This is a genomic window from bacterium (genome assembly GCA_027622355.1).
Taxonomy (GTDB): Bacteria; UBA8248; UBA8248; order UBA8248; family UBA8248; genus JAQBZT01.
The window spans coordinates 1-14,665 of sequence record JAQBZT010000034.1; the positions used below are offsets into that span (position 1 = coordinate 1).

At 65.1% G+C, this 14,665-nt stretch carries 20 protein-coding genes; 4 read left to right on the forward strand and 16 right to left on the reverse strand.

Features of this window, described 5'->3' with window-relative positions; translation table 11 throughout:
• Positions 1 to 202 precede the first annotated feature (202 nt).
• The gene (locus O2807_03525; GenBank protein ID MDA0999575.1) at positions 203 to 478 is read left to right on the forward strand and encodes a hypothetical protein; all 276 of its coding nucleotides are present in this window, start codon (positions 203 to 205) and stop codon (positions 476 to 478) included.
• Between the two features lie 116 nt (positions 479 to 594).
• On the opposite strand, the gene eno is transcribed toward O2807_03525, so the two are convergent.
• The 14 genes from eno to O2807_03595 all read right to left on the reverse strand — a co-directional run bounded on the left by eno (position 595) and on the right by O2807_03595 (position 10,913).
• On the reverse strand, positions 595 to 2,025 hold the full coding sequence (gene eno / locus O2807_03530) for a phosphopyruvate hydratase (GenBank protein MDA0999576.1): 1,431 nt from the start codon (positions 2,023 to 2,025) through the stop codon (positions 595 to 597).
• Between the two features lie 159 nt (positions 2,026 to 2,184).
• Positions 2,185 to 2,649, reverse strand: coding sequence for a transcriptional regulator NrdR (nrdR, locus tag O2807_03535; protein ID MDA0999577.1), 465 nt, complete (start codon positions 2,647 to 2,649; stop codon positions 2,185 to 2,187).
• Positions 2,650 to 2,679: 30 nt separating this feature from the next.
• Positions 2,680 to 3,138, reverse strand: coding sequence for a ribose 5-phosphate isomerase B (gene rpiB, locus O2807_03540; protein MDA0999578.1), 459 nt, complete (start codon positions 3,136 to 3,138; stop codon positions 2,680 to 2,682).
• Between the two features lie 92 nt (positions 3,139 to 3,230).
• Positions 3,231 to 3,674, reverse strand: coding sequence for a hypothetical protein (locus tag O2807_03545; protein ID MDA0999579.1), 444 nt, complete (start codon positions 3,672 to 3,674; stop codon positions 3,231 to 3,233).
• 46 nt (positions 3,675 to 3,720) lie between these two features.
• On the reverse strand, positions 3,721 to 5,013 hold the full coding sequence (locus tag O2807_03550; GenBank protein MDA0999580.1) for a hypothetical protein: 1,293 nt from the start codon (positions 5,011 to 5,013) through the stop codon (positions 3,721 to 3,723).
• Positions 5,014 to 5,037: 24 nt separating this feature from the next.
• Positions 5,038 to 5,409: a TraR/DksA family transcriptional regulator gene (locus O2807_03555; protein MDA0999581.1), complete on the reverse strand. Its 372-nt coding sequence runs from the start codon at positions 5,407 to 5,409 to the stop codon at positions 5,038 to 5,040.
• Positions 5,410 to 5,421: 12 nt separating this feature from the next.
• The gene (gene rsfS, locus O2807_03560) at positions 5,422 to 5,787 is read right to left on the reverse strand and encodes a ribosome silencing factor (protein ID MDA0999582.1); all 366 of its coding nucleotides are present in this window, start codon (positions 5,785 to 5,787) and stop codon (positions 5,422 to 5,424) included.
• Positions 5,788 to 5,816: 29 nt separating this feature from the next.
• Positions 5,817 to 6,518, reverse strand: a complete 702-nt coding sequence (nadD, locus tag O2807_03565; protein ID MDA0999583.1) for a nicotinate-nucleotide adenylyltransferase — start codon at positions 6,516 to 6,518, stop codon at positions 5,817 to 5,819.
• Positions 6,511 to 7,656, reverse strand: coding sequence for a glutamate 5-kinase (proB, locus tag O2807_03570; GenBank protein ID MDA0999584.1), 1,146 nt, complete (start codon positions 7,654 to 7,656; stop codon positions 6,511 to 6,513). The genes nadD and proB overlap by 8 nt, the downstream gene beginning before the upstream one ends.
• Positions 7,653 to 8,705 carry a GTPase ObgE gene (gene obgE, locus O2807_03575; GenBank protein MDA0999585.1) on the reverse strand — a complete coding sequence of 351 codons (1,053 nt, stop codon included), beginning with the start codon at positions 8,703 to 8,705 and terminating at the stop codon, positions 7,653 to 7,655. The genes proB and obgE overlap by 4 nt, the downstream gene beginning before the upstream one ends.
• A gap of 38 nt (positions 8,706 to 8,743) precedes the next feature.
• Entirely contained in the window at positions 8,744 to 9,001 is a 258-nt protein-coding gene (gene rpmA, locus O2807_03580; protein ID MDA0999586.1) for a 50S ribosomal protein L27, read from the reverse strand.
• A gap of 18 nt (positions 9,002 to 9,019) precedes the next feature.
• Positions 9,020 to 9,331, reverse strand: a complete 312-nt coding sequence (gene rplU, locus O2807_03585; GenBank protein ID MDA0999587.1) for a 50S ribosomal protein L21 — start codon at positions 9,329 to 9,331, stop codon at positions 9,020 to 9,022.
• 213 nt (positions 9,332 to 9,544) lie between these two features.
• The gene (locus O2807_03590; GenBank protein ID MDA0999588.1) at positions 9,545 to 9,892 is read right to left on the reverse strand and encodes a PEGA domain-containing protein; all 348 of its coding nucleotides are present in this window, start codon (positions 9,890 to 9,892) and stop codon (positions 9,545 to 9,547) included.
• Positions 9,893 to 9,950: 58 nt separating this feature from the next.
• A complete protein-coding gene (locus O2807_03595; protein MDA0999589.1) occupies positions 9,951 to 10,913 on the reverse strand; it encodes an NAD(P)-dependent oxidoreductase in 963 nt (320 codons plus the stop codon).
• A gap of 102 nt (positions 10,914 to 11,015) precedes the next feature.
• On the opposite strand from O2807_03595, the gene O2807_03600 reads away from it, so the two are divergent.
• The 3 genes from O2807_03600 to O2807_03610 all read left to right on the forward strand — a co-directional run bounded on the left by O2807_03600 (position 11,016) and on the right by O2807_03610 (position 12,460).
• On the forward strand, positions 11,016 to 11,720 hold the full coding sequence (locus O2807_03600) for a DUF484 family protein (protein MDA0999590.1): 705 nt from the start codon (positions 11,016 to 11,018) through the stop codon (positions 11,718 to 11,720).
• Between the two features lie 97 nt (positions 11,721 to 11,817).
• Positions 11,818 to 12,162 carry a histidine triad nucleotide-binding protein gene (locus tag O2807_03605; protein MDA0999591.1) on the forward strand — a complete coding sequence of 115 codons (345 nt, stop codon included), beginning with the start codon at positions 11,818 to 11,820 and terminating at the stop codon, positions 12,160 to 12,162.
• 4 nt (positions 12,163 to 12,166) lie between these two features.
• Positions 12,167 to 12,460 (forward strand): hypothetical protein, encoded by a 294-nt coding sequence (locus O2807_03610; GenBank protein ID MDA0999592.1) that lies wholly within the window; start codon positions 12,167 to 12,169, stop codon positions 12,458 to 12,460.
• A gap of 14 nt (positions 12,461 to 12,474) precedes the next feature.
• On the opposite strand, the gene O2807_03615 is transcribed toward O2807_03610, so the two are convergent.
• Both O2807_03615 and O2807_03620 read right to left on the reverse strand, forming a co-directional pair.
• The gene (locus O2807_03615; protein ID MDA0999593.1) at positions 12,475 to 14,316 is read right to left on the reverse strand and encodes a GDSL-type esterase/lipase family protein; all 1,842 of its coding nucleotides are present in this window, start codon (positions 14,314 to 14,316) and stop codon (positions 12,475 to 12,477) included.
• Positions 14,317 to 14,410: 94 nt separating this feature from the next.
• Positions 14,411 to 14,665: hypothetical protein (locus tag O2807_03620; protein ID MDA0999594.1), on the reverse strand; the 255-nt coding region annotated here is incomplete at its 5' end.

Consider the following 14,665-nt stretch of genomic DNA (forward strand, 5'->3'; position numbering starts at 1 on the left):
GTGTTCCTCAGTTCGGACGCCGCCTCCTACATCACAGGGGCCCTGGTCCCGGTGGACGGCGGCCGGATGTGGGGAAGCTAGGCCGCCCGCGCGTATCGGATCGTAAAAGCCGGACTTGAGCGAAAAATCAGCAGATAAAAATAAAAAAAAGAAAGGGTCATGCCCCTCCGTTTCGCGCCGATAGGTTAGATGTGGCCGCGAGATGGCCGCATCGCCGAACAATCCGGTACGGATGATGAAAGGGGTACGGATCATGCTTTCGCAATGCTGGTGCTGCTACAACGTGAAGACGGTCGATGGAGAGTGGTGCGACATCGGGCTCCCCGGCATGGTGCGGGAGATGGAGGGCAAGGAGCACCGGAAGTTGGAAATCTCCCACGGCATCTGCCCCATGTGCTTCAGGGCGGTGATGGAAAACGTCGCGAACAAGCACACCGCCCCGCTGGTCACCGCCAACGGCAACGGAATTCACAAATAAGGGGGAAAACATCCCCCAGACAGTTGCGGGGCGCGGCGAGATGCCGCCGCTGCGGGTACTGTCAAAGGCCGCAGGCCGGGCAAACATCCCGGCCGGGCGGCCTTTATTTTTTGCGACTATTTCTTGCGGCGGGGGGCAGACTTCTTTTTCGCGGCTTTCTTCTTAACGGCTTTTTTCTTGACGGCTTTTTTCGCGGCACTCTTCCTGGCGGGAGCGCGCCGGGCCGCTGACTTCGCCCCGCGCGCGGCCGACCTCGACGCATCCGGGAGGTTGAAGAACGCCTCCCACCCCGGATAGACGGCCGAGGCCCCCAAGTTCTCGCAGATGCGGAGCAGCTGGTTGTACTTGGCCAGCCGATCCGTCCGGCTCGCCGAGCCGGTCTTGATCTGTCCCGCATTGGTCGCCACGGCGAGGTCCGCGATGGTGGTGTCCTCGGTTTCGCCGGAGCGGTGGGAGATGACCGCCGTGTAGCCCGCCCGGTGCGCCATCGCGACCGCCTCGAGCGTCTCGGTCAGTGTGCCGATCTGGTTCACCTTGATCAAAATGCTATTGGCCACCTTCCGGGCGATGCCCCGCGAGAGAATCTCGGTGTTCGTCACGAAGAGATCGTCCCCGACGAGCTGCACCTTCTTCCCGAGCGCCTGGGTCAGCGCCTCCCAGCCCTCCCAGTCGTCCTCGGCGCAGCCGTCCTCGATGGATACGATCGGATACTGGCGCACCCAGCTCTCGTAGAACTTCACCATCTGATCCGGGCTCTTGCGGCTACCGTCGGACCAGCGGAAGACATACTTCCCCTTCTCATAGAGCTCGCTGGAAGCCGGATCGAGGGCAATCACCACATCGCGGCCCGCCGCATAACCGGCGCTCTCGCAGGCCTCGAGAATGGTTTCGAGCGCCTCGTCGTTGCTCCTGAGGTCGGGCGCAAAACCGCCCTCATCGCCGACAGAGGTGCTGTAGCCGCGCTTCTTCAAAACCCCTTTCAGGTGATGGAAGATCTCCACCCCCATCCGGAGCCCGTCGGGAAAGCTCCGCGCCCCCACCGGCATCACCATGAATTCCTGGAAGTCCACGCTGTTGTCCGAGTGGGCGCCGCCGTTGAGGATGTTCATCATCGGAACGGGAAGGGTCGCGGCCCCCGCGCCGCCCAGGTAGCGGTAGAGCGGAAGGCCGTGAGCGGCAGCGGCCGCCTTTGCCGCCGCCATCGAAACGGCGAGAATCGCGTTCGCCCCGACGCGCGATTTGTTCCGCGTGCCGTCGAGCTCGCGCAGATAGATGTCCAGGGTGCGCTGATCGGAGGCGTCCATGCCGATCAGGGCGGGTCCGAGGGTCTTGTTCACATGGGCGACGGCCTGGGTGACCCCCCTGCCGAGGTAGTAGCCCGGCCGGCCGTCACGCAGCTCGACCGCCTCGCGCTTTCCGGTGCTCGCACCGCTCGGGACGGCCGCCCGGCCGAAGGCGCCGCCCGAAAGAAAAATGTCCGCCTCGACGGTGGGGTTTCCCCGCGAGTCGAGTACCTCTCTGCCAATCACCTGTACGATGGTCGTCATCGATCCGCTCCTTCCCCGCTTCGCTTCCCCGGGCCGGCGAAGAGGGCCGGCGGGGAAAGACGGGTTTCTTCACTGTTCCTGCAGGACAAGAAAAGAGTAGCCCATTTCGAGCAGCTTCGGGAAGCGCCGCGATTTCCTCCGCCGCCCGTCCCGCAAAACTCAATCCGCGCGGCTGTCCGCCCCCAGTTTCTTGAGTTCTTCCTGGAATTCCTTCAGCGTCCCGAACGAGCGGTAGACGGAGGCGAAACGGACGTAGGCCACCTGATCGATATCCCGCAACTCCTCCATCACCTTCTCGCCCACCGCCTTGCTGGAGACTTCCTTCTCCCCGATCTCGAGGATAAACCGCTCCACCCGATCCACGATGGCCTCGCGGTCCTCGGCCGAAACGGGGCGCTTCTCCAGCGCCTTCTCGATCCCGAACCGTATCTTGTCCCGGTCATAGGCGACGCGCTGGCCGTCCTTCTTCACGACGTAGGGCCAGGACACCTCGGGGCGCTCATAGGTCGTAAACCGATGGCCGCAGCTTTCGCACTCCCTTCGGCGGCGGACCGAAGTCCCCTCCTTGGTGGTGCGGCTGTCCACCACTCGGCTGTCGGGAAATCCACATGTGGAGCATTTCATAGGGAACCGTCCAGGGCGGCGGTCCGAATCTCAGGCGGTGGTTTGGGTGGAATTCTCCAGCGCGGCGATCTTCGCGAGACGGCGCGCATGACGGCCGCCCTCGAATTCCGTATCGAGCCAGAGGCGCACCAGCTTCTTCGCCTCCTCGTGATCCACGCGCCCCCCACCCAGGGCAAGCACGTTGGCGTCATTGTGCTGGCGGCACAACTTCACGGCCGATTCATCCTCGCAGGCGACGGCGCGCACGCCGGGAAACTTGTTGGCCACGATGACCATCCCGGCCGCAGAGCCGCAGCACAGGATCGCCCGATCGGACTCGCCCTCGCTCACGGCGCGGGCGGCGGGCGCGGCGAAGTCGGGGTAGTCGCAGGGCTCCTCCGAACCAGTTCCGTAGTCCTTCACGGTGATTCCCTCGGCTTCGAGGAACGCGCGGATATTCTCCTTGAGCTGAAACCCGGCGTGATCGGAGGCAAGGGCAATGGATTTCACAAAAGTCACCCCCGGAGCCGGAAGTGGAAGGGCGGTACCCGAAAAACACTATTCGCCGCATTCCGCAAAGTCAAGCCAGTTGTCCCAAACACTTATTTCAGGGCTCCTTCCGGCGCTTTCACCTTGCAGGGAAACTGCTGTCCACAAACGCGCACGCAGGCGCCGCGCTTCACGCTCGCCCGCTGGACCGAGCCGGAACTCGCCGTGGCTTCCTTCAGGTAGGTCTGCCGGCAGGCCTCCTCGCAGCCCCAGCGCTGAAGGCCGCAGTCGCCCTTCTCACCGGCAGGAGAGGCGGCCTCGCGGGGGGCGGCGGGCTTGCCGGGCGCACCCGGACTCCCCGGCGTGCCGGGCGATCCGAGCGCCCGCGGCTGGACCGAGCGGGTATCGAGGCGCCCCGTCGGCTGACAGCGGAACTCCCCTGTCGCAAAAATCTTCACCTTCCGCGAGCCCGGCGGGCATTCGCTCTGCCCCCAGGCGGGAGAAAATATCCCCGCCGCCAGAATCGCGATCCCCGCCGCCGCGAGATGCATGCGCAAACTCCTTTTCTCCCCCCGCACAGTCTCCGGCCCTGCGGGCGAAGGGTCAAGCGTCAATCTGTGCCTCCGCTTCCACCGGGCCCAGCTCGACAACCGCGGGCGATCGGTCGAGAATCCGCCGCCCGGCCTCCTCCGCCACCCTGCGGAAAGCGTTCTCGGCCGCGAGGCGATCGCCCGCCTCGAGCGTCCGGCGCGCTTCGAGGAGATGAAGCACCAGCTCCACCCAGATCGGCTCCTCCCGGGACGCATGCGCCGCCTCGGCGCCGGCTTTGAGCCACTGCTGCGCTTCCTCCCAGTTGCCCGCCTCCATGTAGAGGGCGGCGGCCATGGCGGCCGGGAGCGGATCCTGCGGCCGGGAGCGGCTGGCGGCCGACATCGCCGCCGCCTGGCGCTTGAGGCCGTCCCCATCGGCGCCGCGGTGGAGCGACAAGATGCGGTGGAGGAAGCCTGGGGTGCCGAGTTCCTTGTAGCCCGCCTCCCAGGCGCGAAGGGCCTTGCGCTCGCGGCCATCGGCCAGAGAGACGTCCCCCAGGCGAAGGCGGGGCGCGCTATCGCCGGGATGGGCGCGGACGGCCTCCTCGAGAAGCGCCGCCGCCTGCCCTCCCCGGGCGCGGGAGATCAACTCCTCGGCCGCGGCGAGGCGGATCATCTGAAGGGCGCGGCGGTCGTTTTCCTTTTCCGCGGCGGTGCCCCCGAGCGGGGCGAGGCGTTCGGCAGGGGCCAGCGCCTCGGTCCATTTCCCCGCGCCCTGAAACAGGTCTCTGAGGCGGCGCAACGCCGCCGGATGGGGGTGGCTGCCGCCCAGGGAGCGGGCGAGCACCTTTTCGGCGTCATCCACCCGGCCCGAGGCTTCCAGATCGGCGGAGAGGCGCACCGCCAGATCGCCCGATTCGGGATCGAGGGCCTGGGCCCGGCCGTGCCACTTGAGGGCATCGCGGAAATCGCCGAGCTCGGCGGCGAGATCGCCCGCGAGGGTCATCGCCCCGGCATGGTGCGGATCTTTTCGGATGGCCTTGCGGGCGTGGCGCCGGGCGCGGCGGAGATTCCCCTCGCCCCGCAGCCGGAGCGCCAGCGAAAACCGTTGACGGGCGCGCTCGCGGCGCCATGTGCGGCGCCGCTCCCGCCAGCCGCGCAAGCCCTCGACCGAGGACCGGGTGAGGGACACGAGACTCGCCGTCAGCACCCCGAGCAGGGCGGCCCCCAGCACCAGGGCGGCCAGGGGGATATCGACCGTCCATCCCGCGGAAAGGCGGACGGAGATATTCGAGCGGTTGTAGTGGAGGAAATAAAGGGCCGCAAGAATCGGCCCGAACAATGCCGCGATGAGGCGGAGCGTCATCAGCGCACCCGGCTCGGAGCGGGGTTAGCCCATGGCGCGTCTGACCCGCTCCATTTCGTTTTGCGCCGCCACCGTATATCTCGCATAGGGAATCGCCTCAAGGCGGGTAAAAGGAATCGGCTCACCGCTTTCCTCGCAGATGCCGTAGGTTCCGTCTTCTACCCGCCCGAAGGCCGCCTCGACCTCGCGCAGGCGCTCGCGCTCGCGCTCTCCCAGTTGCATGATCACCTGCTGGGAGTAGGTAGCGGCCGCCATGTCGCCGATGTCCTGGATGCCGTCATCGCCCATCTCCTTGGAGAGACTCTTGTTCGCGGCCACATCGCCGAGAATATCGCGGCGGACTTCGAGGAGTCTTTTCTTGATTATTTCAATTTCCTTCTTTTTTAAATGTTTCACGCGATTACCTCATCAGCCTTCCGAAGTCTGGACAGACTTGGGAGGGGACAATTGAAAGCTCGGGGCGTGGCCCCAAAGATCTTCAAGCCGGTAGAAACGGCGGGTTTCCTCCTGAAATACATGGGCGATGATGTCGCCGAAGTCAATGAGTACCCAACTGGCCTCATTCAGGCCCTCGACATACAGAGGCCGATCACCCAGCTCCTTGAGCTGCTCCTCGATGGCTTCGGCGATGGCGGCCACCTGCCGGGCGTTGGTGGCCGAGCAGATGAAGAAAACATCGGCCTCCGAGGAAAGCCCCCGAAGATCGAGAAGAACCGGGGCGCTTGCCTTCTTGGATTCTGCCGCAATGAGAAGTCCTTCCAGGCGCCGTTCCAGGGATTCGATCTGAAGTGCCCTCCTTGTGTTTACCGCGGCCCGGGCTTCGGGCTTCCGAAAAGGCCGCGGCAGATTATAAAAAGTTCGACCGGCGAAGGCAATAAATATCGCAGCGAGCCGCCCGCCCGGGCCCGGGCCCGGATGTCCGTGCCGGAGATCTCGAAATGGGTGATCGGAACGAAATTTATAACCTTCTTAGAATCAACGAATTGAAACTCACTATCTCCAGTGGATTCGAATGAAATTCCGCCCGGCCGGAAGGGCGCGAGGCGCTCCTTGAGGGTGCGGAGCACCTCTTCGGCGCTCTGACCCATCCGCAGGGTCACCGCAAAATTCGTCACTTCGAGCAGCTCAAGCGGCGCGCGCCAGATGTGGAGCTCGGCGAAGGCGTCCGCCCCGATGATGAAAAAGGTCTCCTTTCCCCGGCAGGGCCCCGCCTGCAGAGCGCAGAGGGTGTCGATCGTATAGGACACGCCCCCGCGTTCGATTTCGATCGGGTCGGACACGAAGCGCGGGTTGTCTTCGCAGGCCAGGCGCACCATCTCGAACCGGTCTTCTGCCGGTGCGATCTCGCCCTCTTCCTTGTGGGCCGGCTGCGCCAGCGGGATGAGGCGCACCTCCTCCAGGCCAAGCGCCTCGCAGACCTCCTCGGCCGGCCGCAGATGCCCGTAATGGATGGGATTGAACGTTCCCCCCAGGATGCCGACCCTGCCCTTCGCGGGCTCACTCATGAATCACCAGGTTGTTGCGGTGAATGATCTCGTCATAGTCCTTGCCACCCAGGATGGCGGCGATTTCGCTCGAGTGCTTTCCGGCGATTTGGGACACCTCGTCCGCGGCGTAGTTCGCGAGCCCCTGTGCCAGGGCTTTCCCATTGCTGTCGCGGATCTCGACCGGATCGCCGAAGCGGAAATCCCCGCCCACGCCGGTGACGCCGCGGGGGAGCAGGCTCTTCCCCTGCTTGAGAAGCGCCCTGACTGCGCCATCGTCGATCCGGATCCACCCCTTGGGAGAGATCGTGGTTCCGATCCATCCCTTGCGCCCGCGGAGCCGCGTCCCGTTCGGCACGAACAGGGTTCCTACCCGCTCGCCGCCCACGGCGCGGAGAATCACCCGCGGCACCCGCCCCCGGACGATGAGGGTCGAGATCCCGACACGGTTGAGCACCTTGACGGCCTTCATCTTGGCCAGCATCCCCCCGTGCGCGAGCGGGTTCACGCTCAAGCCGGCGCCCTTCATGACCTTGGCCGGCAGCCCTTCCACCCGGTCCAGGAGCTGGGCCCGGGGGTTCTTCCGCGGATCCTCATCGTAGAGGCCATCCACATCCGAGAGGATGACCACCAGCTCCGCCCCCACCATCTGCGCCACCTGGGCCGCGAGCGTATCGTTGTCCCCGAAGCGAATCTCTTCGACCGAAACCGAGTCGTTCTCGTTCACGATGGGCACCACCCCCCGCGCCAGAAGCGCCTCGAAGGTGTGGCAGGCATTCAGGTAGCGCGTCCGCACGTCCAGATCGGCATGGGTGAGCAGAATCTGTGCGATCTCCACTCCCCTGCGCTTGAAGGCGCGGCCGTAGGCCTCCATCAGAATCGGCTGGCCGACCGCCGCCGCCGCCTGCCGCTCGCGCATTTCGCGCGGGACGCTCTTCCAGAGAAGGCGCTTGACGCCCGCCGCAATGGCGCCCGAGGACACCAGGACCACCTCGCGGCCCGCGGCGCGGAGCTCGACCACTTGGCCCGCAATCCGGCCGAGAACACGGCGGTTCACCCCCCGCTCCTCCGGCGTGGTAAAGACGGAGCTCCCCACCTTGACCACAACCCTCCGGCTCTTCAGGGCCGGCTCCTCCCTTCGGCTGGAATCACGCTTCACCGATCCACTCCTTCGGCTTCATCGGAAAATTCCAGGGAGAGCCTCTCCCGGCTCCCGGCCCGGCCGAGGTGGGCTGCGATGAGGCCCCGCAGGGCATCGAGGCCCTCTCCCGTGACGGCAGAGATGGAGAGTACCTCGTAGCCCCGCTCCCGGAACCGGGCCGCCAGCTCCTGCGAATGCGCCCGCGCCTCGGTCACGTCGAGCTTGGTGAGTACAATAGCACGGGGTTTTTTCGCAAGCGCCGCCGAAAAAAGGGAGAGCTCCCTTTCGATGGCATCGAAATTCTCCATCGCCTGGTGCGCCTCCTCGACGGCATCGAGCAGATGCAGCAGCACGGTGCACCGCGAGAGGTGGCGCAGGAAGCGAATGCCCAGCCCCTTGCCCTCGTGCGCCCCCGAAATCAGGCCCGGCACATCGGCCACCACGCAGGAGTGGTACTCGCCGAGGTCCACCACCCCCAGATTCGGCTCGATGGTGGTGAAGGGATAGTCCGCGATCTTGGGGCGGCTGGCCGAGATGCGCGAGATGAGGGTAGATTTTCCCGCGTTGGGCAGCCCGATCAGCCCGACATCGGCCAGGAGGCGAAGCTCGATCTCGAGCTCATACTCCTCGCCCGGGCGGCCGTCGGTCGTCTTGCGCGGCGCCCGGTTCGTCGAACTCTTGAAGCGCTCGTTCCCCAATCCCCCCTTGCCGCCGCGCGCCACGACGGCCTCCATTCCCTCGGCCGACATGTCGGCGATGACCACACCCGTCTCCGCGTTGCGGACGATCGTGCCAATCGGAACGTGGACGACCATATCCTCCCCGTCGGCGCCGTGCATGCTCTTGCCCATGCCATCCTGGCCGCGATCTGCGCGCAAAAGGGGCTTGTAGCGAAACAGGGTCAGTGTGTTGAGCGAGGTCGAGGTGCGGAAGATGATGTGGCCGCCCCGCCCGCCGTCCCCGCCGTTGGGGCCGCCGCGGGGGATGAACTTCTCCCGCCGGAAGCTCAGGCAGCCGTTGCCGCCGCTGCCTGCCTGTACGCGGACTTTCGCAGTGTCAATAAACATATCGAATGAGGCACAGGCCCCATATCCGGAAACCTGCCCTACTCGGCGGGAATGACGCTAATGATGCGGCGGCCCTTGGCCTTGGTCTCAAACTTCAGCTCGCCGTCAACCTTCGCGAACAGGGTGTGATCGTTTCCAAGGCCGACATTTTCGCCGGGATGGAAGAGAGTGCCTCGCTGGCGGACGATGATGTTGCCCGCTATCACCTTTTCGCCCCCGAAGCGTTTGACGCCGAGGCGGCGGCCCGCGCTGTCGCGTCCGTTCGAGGAACTGCCACCTGCTTTTTTATGGGCCATGACTCCAGGCTCCTATACTCAGGCCGTGACTTCCGTCACTTCAAGGCGGGTGAACGATTGCCGGTGGCCGCGCTTGCGGCGGAGTTTCTTCCGGCGCCTGAACAGGAACGAGATGACCTTGCGATCCCGGTCCTGCGCCCGGATGACTGCCTTGACTTTCGCCTTCTCGAGCGAAGCAGCATCGGCGAAGACGCGCTCCCCGTCCACCAGGAGGCGCACGTCGTCGAGCTCGATCGTATCTCCGATCTCGCCCGGAATCCGCTCCACATCCACCACATCGCCGGCTTGAACGCGAACCTGCTTGCCGCCGGTTTCGACCACTGCATACATCCGAGGCGCTCCTCAGCAAAACTGTCAGCAAAAACCATTGTTTCTCGGGGCGTTTTCCCTCCCACACCCGCAGGGAGAAGTCCGCTTTTCTACCAATCGGGAGCGGAAATGTCAAACGGATTCAGGGATTTCCCCACCGATCGGGGATTTCCCCCGCCAGGAGCGGGTCAGCCGGCCCCCCTTCCGCCTCCCCGCCGGAGGGCGAAGGCGCCCCTATCTCCGGACCAGGCGAAACGACACATTCTTGATCCGGAACGAAACCTCGCGGCGCACGGGGAGATAGCCCTCCTTCTCCACCACGATTTCGAGCCCCTTGGTCAGGTCACTGAACTCGATCTTGAAGTTGAGGGTCATCGGGGTCAGGCCCTGGTGCACATCGTTGACGTAGACATCCGCCCCCGGCGGGTCCGACGTAATGGTCAGGCGTTGGTAGCGGATGTTCTTGACTTTGGTGGTGACGTTCTTATCCCACCAGGTGCAGCCGCCCAGGAAGGCGGGCACGATGAGGACCAGAAGAAAAACCGTCAAAAACCGCCGCGCGTTTCGTGAATGCCGGCCCATCGCTCTTTTGTCCACTCCCCACCCTTGCAGATTCTGTTTCGCCGGAGAGCGCCCCCCGCTATGCGCGATCCTTCGGGGAGGCCCACAACTCAACCAATTCCAGGAGCCGGGTCTGATCCGCGTTCTCGCCCTTCTGGGAAACCAGAAGCCCGAACATCTGCCGCACATGGTTCAGGAGAAAGACCGTCGATCCCATCCCGGCCGCCAGCTCGCAGCCCATGGTGAGGTCCTTGTGCATCAGCCCCGCCGTGAAGCCCGATCCGAAGGTCCGGGGCAGCATGTGCTTTTCCCACTTGTCCCTCGTCACCGAGTTGCACCCGGTCGCCTGGTTGATCACCTCGAGCGCCTTGATCGGGTCGAGGCCCGCGTTCGCCGCGAGCGTCATCGCCTCGCAGGCCGCGAGCAGGTTCGTCGCCGAGAGGAAGTTGTTGATGCACTTGAGGGCGTGGCCCGCCTCGACCGCCTCTCCCATGTGGACGAGCGTCTTGCCCATCTGTTCGAAAAGGGGCATGGCGGCGTCGGCCGCCTCCTTCGGGCCGCCGATCATGATGGCCAGCGTCGCCGCCTCGGCGCCGGAGACCCCGCCCGATACGGGCGCGCCCAGCATGAGGATTCCCTTTGCCTTGAGCTTCTCGGCCAGCGCCTTGGTCCGCGGCGGAAAGGAGGAGCTCATGTCGATGATCAGCTTGCCCGCGGCCAGATGCTCCGCCAGCCCCCCCGGGCCGAGAGCGGCTGCCTCGACCACGCCGCTGTCGGGGAGCATGGTGATGACGACATCGGCCTTCGCGGCAAGCTCGGCCAGCGAGGCGGCCGCCTGGACGCCCTCCCCGCGAAGGGCCTCGACCGCCTCCGGCCGCAGGTCGTAGCCCACAACGGCGTAGTCGCCCCGCCGGAGATTGCGGGCCATGGGGGTGCCCATCTTGCCGATTCCGACGAAACCGACCGTGGCCTTGCCTGGAAGAATGGGGTTCATGCGCTCCTCGCTCCATACTCGGGGTTTGGCTTTATTTCGGCTCTGCACGGCATTTTGTCAATCCCCGGCGGGGATGATAGAATCCTTTCGTTGTGCCGACAGCCGGGGAACGGTCCCCAGCGCCCCATTTCGCCCGATGGGAATCCAGAGATGTCCATCATTACGGCGGAGGAGGCGGCGCGCTTCCTCGAAGAAAACCCCCGGTTTTTTCTCGAAAACCCCCAACTCCTCCCCGCCAGCGGGCTGCTGGAGGAAAACGGCACCCCGGCCAACATCCTCAACCTGCGCAACCGTCTCTTCGAGCTCCTGCGGGATGAGCGCCAGGAACTGGTCGAGCTTCTCGATGAGATCATCGAGAACGTCCGGAAGAACGAGGACACGGAAAACAAATTTCTCGAGATCGAAAAAATACTGTTCTCCCCTCCCCTCGCCCCGGAGGTACTCCCGCGGACAGCGGAGGCGCTTGAGCGCTTGTTTTCCCTCGACCACGCCAGCTTTCTGCTTCTCGATTCTCCCGGAGGGCATCTCCGCCCCGCGGGAGAGGAAAACCCCCGCCTGCGCTTCACCCCTGCGCTGGAGGGAGAGCACGCCGGTGCGATGGAACGCATCGCGCTCTCGGGAGCGCTCTCCGAAGGGGCGGGCACCCTCTTCCCGGAGTCCTGCCGGGCGGCGCTCCGCTCCACGGCCACTGTACCACTGCGCAGCGGAGATGCCTTCCTCGGGCTCTTGCTGCTCGGATCGAAATCGCGCGAGCGCTACCGGGAAGGGATGGCGGCCCATCTTCTCGAGCGCCTCGCGCTGCGCCTCTCGCTCGGGCTCTCCCTCCTGCTTCGGCTGGACGATCCGCCCCGCTGAGATTCCCGCCGCGCGCCCGATCTGTCTTGTCACGCACATCGCAGCCGCGTAAGATGGCCCCCGTCGGCCCGCTGCCGCGCCGATCTCTGAGGGCTCCATGGAATCCTGCATTTTCTGCAAGATCATCGAGGGGAAAATCCCCTCCCAAAAGGTGTACGAGGACAAAAATCTTTTCGCCTTCCGGGACGTGAGCCCGCAGGCCCCGGTCCACATCCTGATCGTCCCCAAAAAACACATCGAAACCCTGCTCGAGCTTGGCGAGGAGCACAGCGAACTGATCGGCAGGATCCACCTCACGGCCAACCACATCGCCCGGAAAGAGGGAATCGCCGAGCGGGGCTTCCGGCTTGTCGTCAACTGCAAGGAGGACGGGGGGCAAACCGTATTCCACCTGCACTATCATCTCCTCGGCGGCCGGGCGATGGCCTGGCCCCCGGGTTAGTCCCATGATCGCCCACAAGTGGCAATGTGACATACCCCAACTCCGCCACCTTACCCAGTTCAACGAAAGCTGGTGCCCGCCCGGCCAGGAAAACCTCTGGCTCGAAACGCTCTCGGAGGCCGCCCGCGAGGCGCTGCACCGGTTCGTGGCACGGGACTTCGACTGCACCGCCGCCGAGATGCAAGCGCTCTACGAGAGGCTGCAGGTGCTGACCCAGCTCCAGTACTTCGACAAGGTGCGGAAAACGGGCGAGGACTCCCCCGAGGCCGGCCAACGGCCGCCCTCCCACGCCTCGTGAATCTCCCCGCCCCGCTACCTGGCTGAAAGCCCCGGCTTTTTCAACAAAGACCGCTCCAGCGCGATGCGGGCGAGGGCCTCGCCGATGAGGCGGTGGGCCTTTTTCGTCGCGTGGTTGTCCACCGGATGGAAATAGAGCGTGCGCGGATCTTTTTCCTTCTCGAACATGGAGAGCACGTCCAGATAGGGGAGGCCCATCTCGCGGCTCAGCCGCTTCAGCAGCCGCGCCTCCCCCTGGTAGCCGGGGTGATGGAGGGCGCCCCCGAAGGGGATGTAGGAGAGGATGACGGGAACCCCGAGCCTGTCGCGCTCTTTCTTCCATTCGCCGAGTTTTTCCGAAAACGCGCGGACGAGGGCGGGATCGCGGTCGAAATTCCGTTTGGAAACCTCGCGCTCTTTCTCGAAGTTGGCGAAAGGATTCCGCCGCTTGTAGGACTCGGCCAGCAGAATCTTCCGGATGTAGTTGAACCAGATGTTGTTCAGCCGCAGCGAGCGCACCCAGTCCTTTTTCTGGCGGCGGAACTTGCGGTCCTCTTCTTGATTCTGGCGCGCCGCCGGCGACTTCAATATCTGCTCGATGGTGCTGACGAAAAAATCGTCCGTGAACAGGGTCATCACCGCCAGATCGGGCCGGAAGCGCACCCCGTCGCGGATCAGGTATTCCAGCGAATGGGTGATGCCCCAGCCCGGCACCCCGGCATTGAAGACCTCGACCCGGTGGCCGGCCCTGCGGAGGGCATCCGCCATGACGGCGAGGAAGGTTTCCCCCTCCTCCACCCCCCAGCCGAAGGTGAAGGAATCGCCGAGGCCGAGAATGCGGATGACCCCCTCTTTCTTCTCGATCGCCATCTCGGGCCCCCGGTGGCCGTAGCGGTTGATCCGCACGTGAAAACCGAGCCCCACCTGCCAGCCGCTCACCCCCGGGCGGTTCACCCACCCGTAGCGCGGGGAGTAGGCCGTGTAGCCGCGCAGCTTCGGCTGCGTGAAAGGCGAATCCACCACGCGCAGGATCCCCTCCACGATCAGGAGAGAGACCACAATCCCCGCCAGGGCGGCGGCACCGCGCCCGGCCCAGCCCCGGAACCTGAGGGTGCTCGCCCTTGAGGCGAGGGCGGCCGCCATCGAAACCGCCGTCATCCCCCAGAACAGGAAGTTCAGAAAGCCGGGCCGGATGTGAAATTCGGCGGGCAGGAAAAGCGGGACGGCGAGAAGGGCTGCTGCCGCTGCGGCGGGCACCCAGAACGGCGCCCGCGCTGCGGCGGGAAAGATGCCACGCCGCCGCAGAACGATCAGGTAGAGGGCGAAGAGAAGAAACATTCCCGCGGCGAACACGGCAACTTCCGCGGCGCCGCCCTTTCCGCGCGCCCCGCCCGCGGGCTTGATGAGAAAGAACGAGGAAATGCGGAAAAAATGATTGCTGAAGCGGACCTTGTCCATGACCAGGCGCGCTCCCTCCGGCACGCGAAAGGCCACCTCCAGATTCTGCAGGGGTGCGAGCCGGGGGGTTGTGAAGCGGGCCCTTTGCTTTCCCTTCCCGGGGGGCAAGACGCCCGCCTTTTTGCCCTGGATGAGAACATCCGCCGGAGCGTCTCCGCCGAGGCGGTAGTAGAACTCAAGCCGGTAGGTGTCCCCGTTGCGGAAGAGGATGCGGAGGCGAGGGCGGGGGGCGCGGCTTTCCACCTCGTTCCGGCCGGTCCGCAATTCCACCGTGCGCCAGTCGCCCCCCACGCCCAGCCAACTGGCATAATGCCTGCCCCGCAGATCCAGCGCGGTCGGGTCCTGAGAGAGCGAGAAGGCCGAAACGGCGAGCGCCAGCGCGATCAGGGGGAGAATGAAAGCAGAAAAAAATCTGGCCAAATGAGAAATTCCTTCCCGAAAAGCGGTGCGGCGGGCGGGAAATTGAACGGCGCCCCCCTCCCGGTGGAAGTGTAAAAAAAACCGGCGCCGGCGGCTACCGGGCGGGCGGCACGGCCGCCTCCATAACAAGGGTCACGAAGCGGTTCAACTCATCTCCCATGACGCGCCCGTGCCTGTCGATTCCCCGGAGGTGCGGGTCCCCGCTCTCGCCCGCGGCGCAGACGGTGCAGCCGGCGAACCCCGCCGCCTCCAGCAGCTCCTGGAGCGCGCTCCGGTTGTAGATGAACCGGTGCCCCCAGTTGCGGAACATGTCGTTGACGACCCGCACATCGCTCACCGGATCGCGCTT

Bases quoted from the DNA above. Each gene is read 5' to 3' on its own strand.
- O2807_03525 (MDA0999575.1), top strand. From the start codon at position 203: ATGGCCGCATCGCCGAACAATCCGGTACGGATGATGAAAGGGGTACGG.
- eno (MDA0999576.1), bottom strand. From the start codon at position 2,025: ATGACGACCATCGTACAGGTGATTGGCAGAGAGGTACTCGACTCGCGG.
- nrdR (MDA0999577.1), bottom strand. From the start codon at position 2,649: ATGAAATGCTCCACATGTGGATTTCCCGACAGCCGAGTGGTGGACAGC.
- O2807_03550 (MDA0999580.1), bottom strand. From the start codon at position 5,013: ATGACGCTCCGCCTCATCGCGGCATTGTTCGGGCCGATTCTTGCGGCC.
- nadD (MDA0999583.1), bottom strand. From the start codon at position 6,518: ATGAGTGAGCCCGCGAAGGGCAGGGTCGGCATCCTGGGGGGAACGTTC.
- obgE (MDA0999585.1), bottom strand. From the start codon at position 8,705: ATGTTTATTGACACTGCGAAAGTCCGCGTACAGGCAGGCAGCGGCGGC.
- rpmA (MDA0999586.1), bottom strand. From the start codon at position 9,001: ATGGCCCATAAAAAAGCAGGTGGCAGTTCCTCGAACGGACGCGACAGC.
- rplU (MDA0999587.1), bottom strand. From the start codon at position 9,331: ATGTATGCAGTGGTCGAAACCGGCGGCAAGCAGGTTCGCGTTCAAGCC.
- O2807_03590 (MDA0999588.1), bottom strand. From the start codon at position 9,892: ATGGGCCGGCATTCACGAAACGCGCGGCGGTTTTTGACGGTTTTTCTT.
- O2807_03600 (MDA0999590.1), top strand. From the start codon at position 11,016: ATGTCCATCATTACGGCGGAGGAGGCGGCGCGCTTCCTCGAAGAAAAC.
- O2807_03605 (MDA0999591.1), top strand. From the start codon at position 11,818: ATGGAATCCTGCATTTTCTGCAAGATCATCGAGGGGAAAATCCCCTCC.
- O2807_03610 (MDA0999592.1), top strand. From the start codon at position 12,167: ATGATCGCCCACAAGTGGCAATGTGACATACCCCAACTCCGCCACCTT.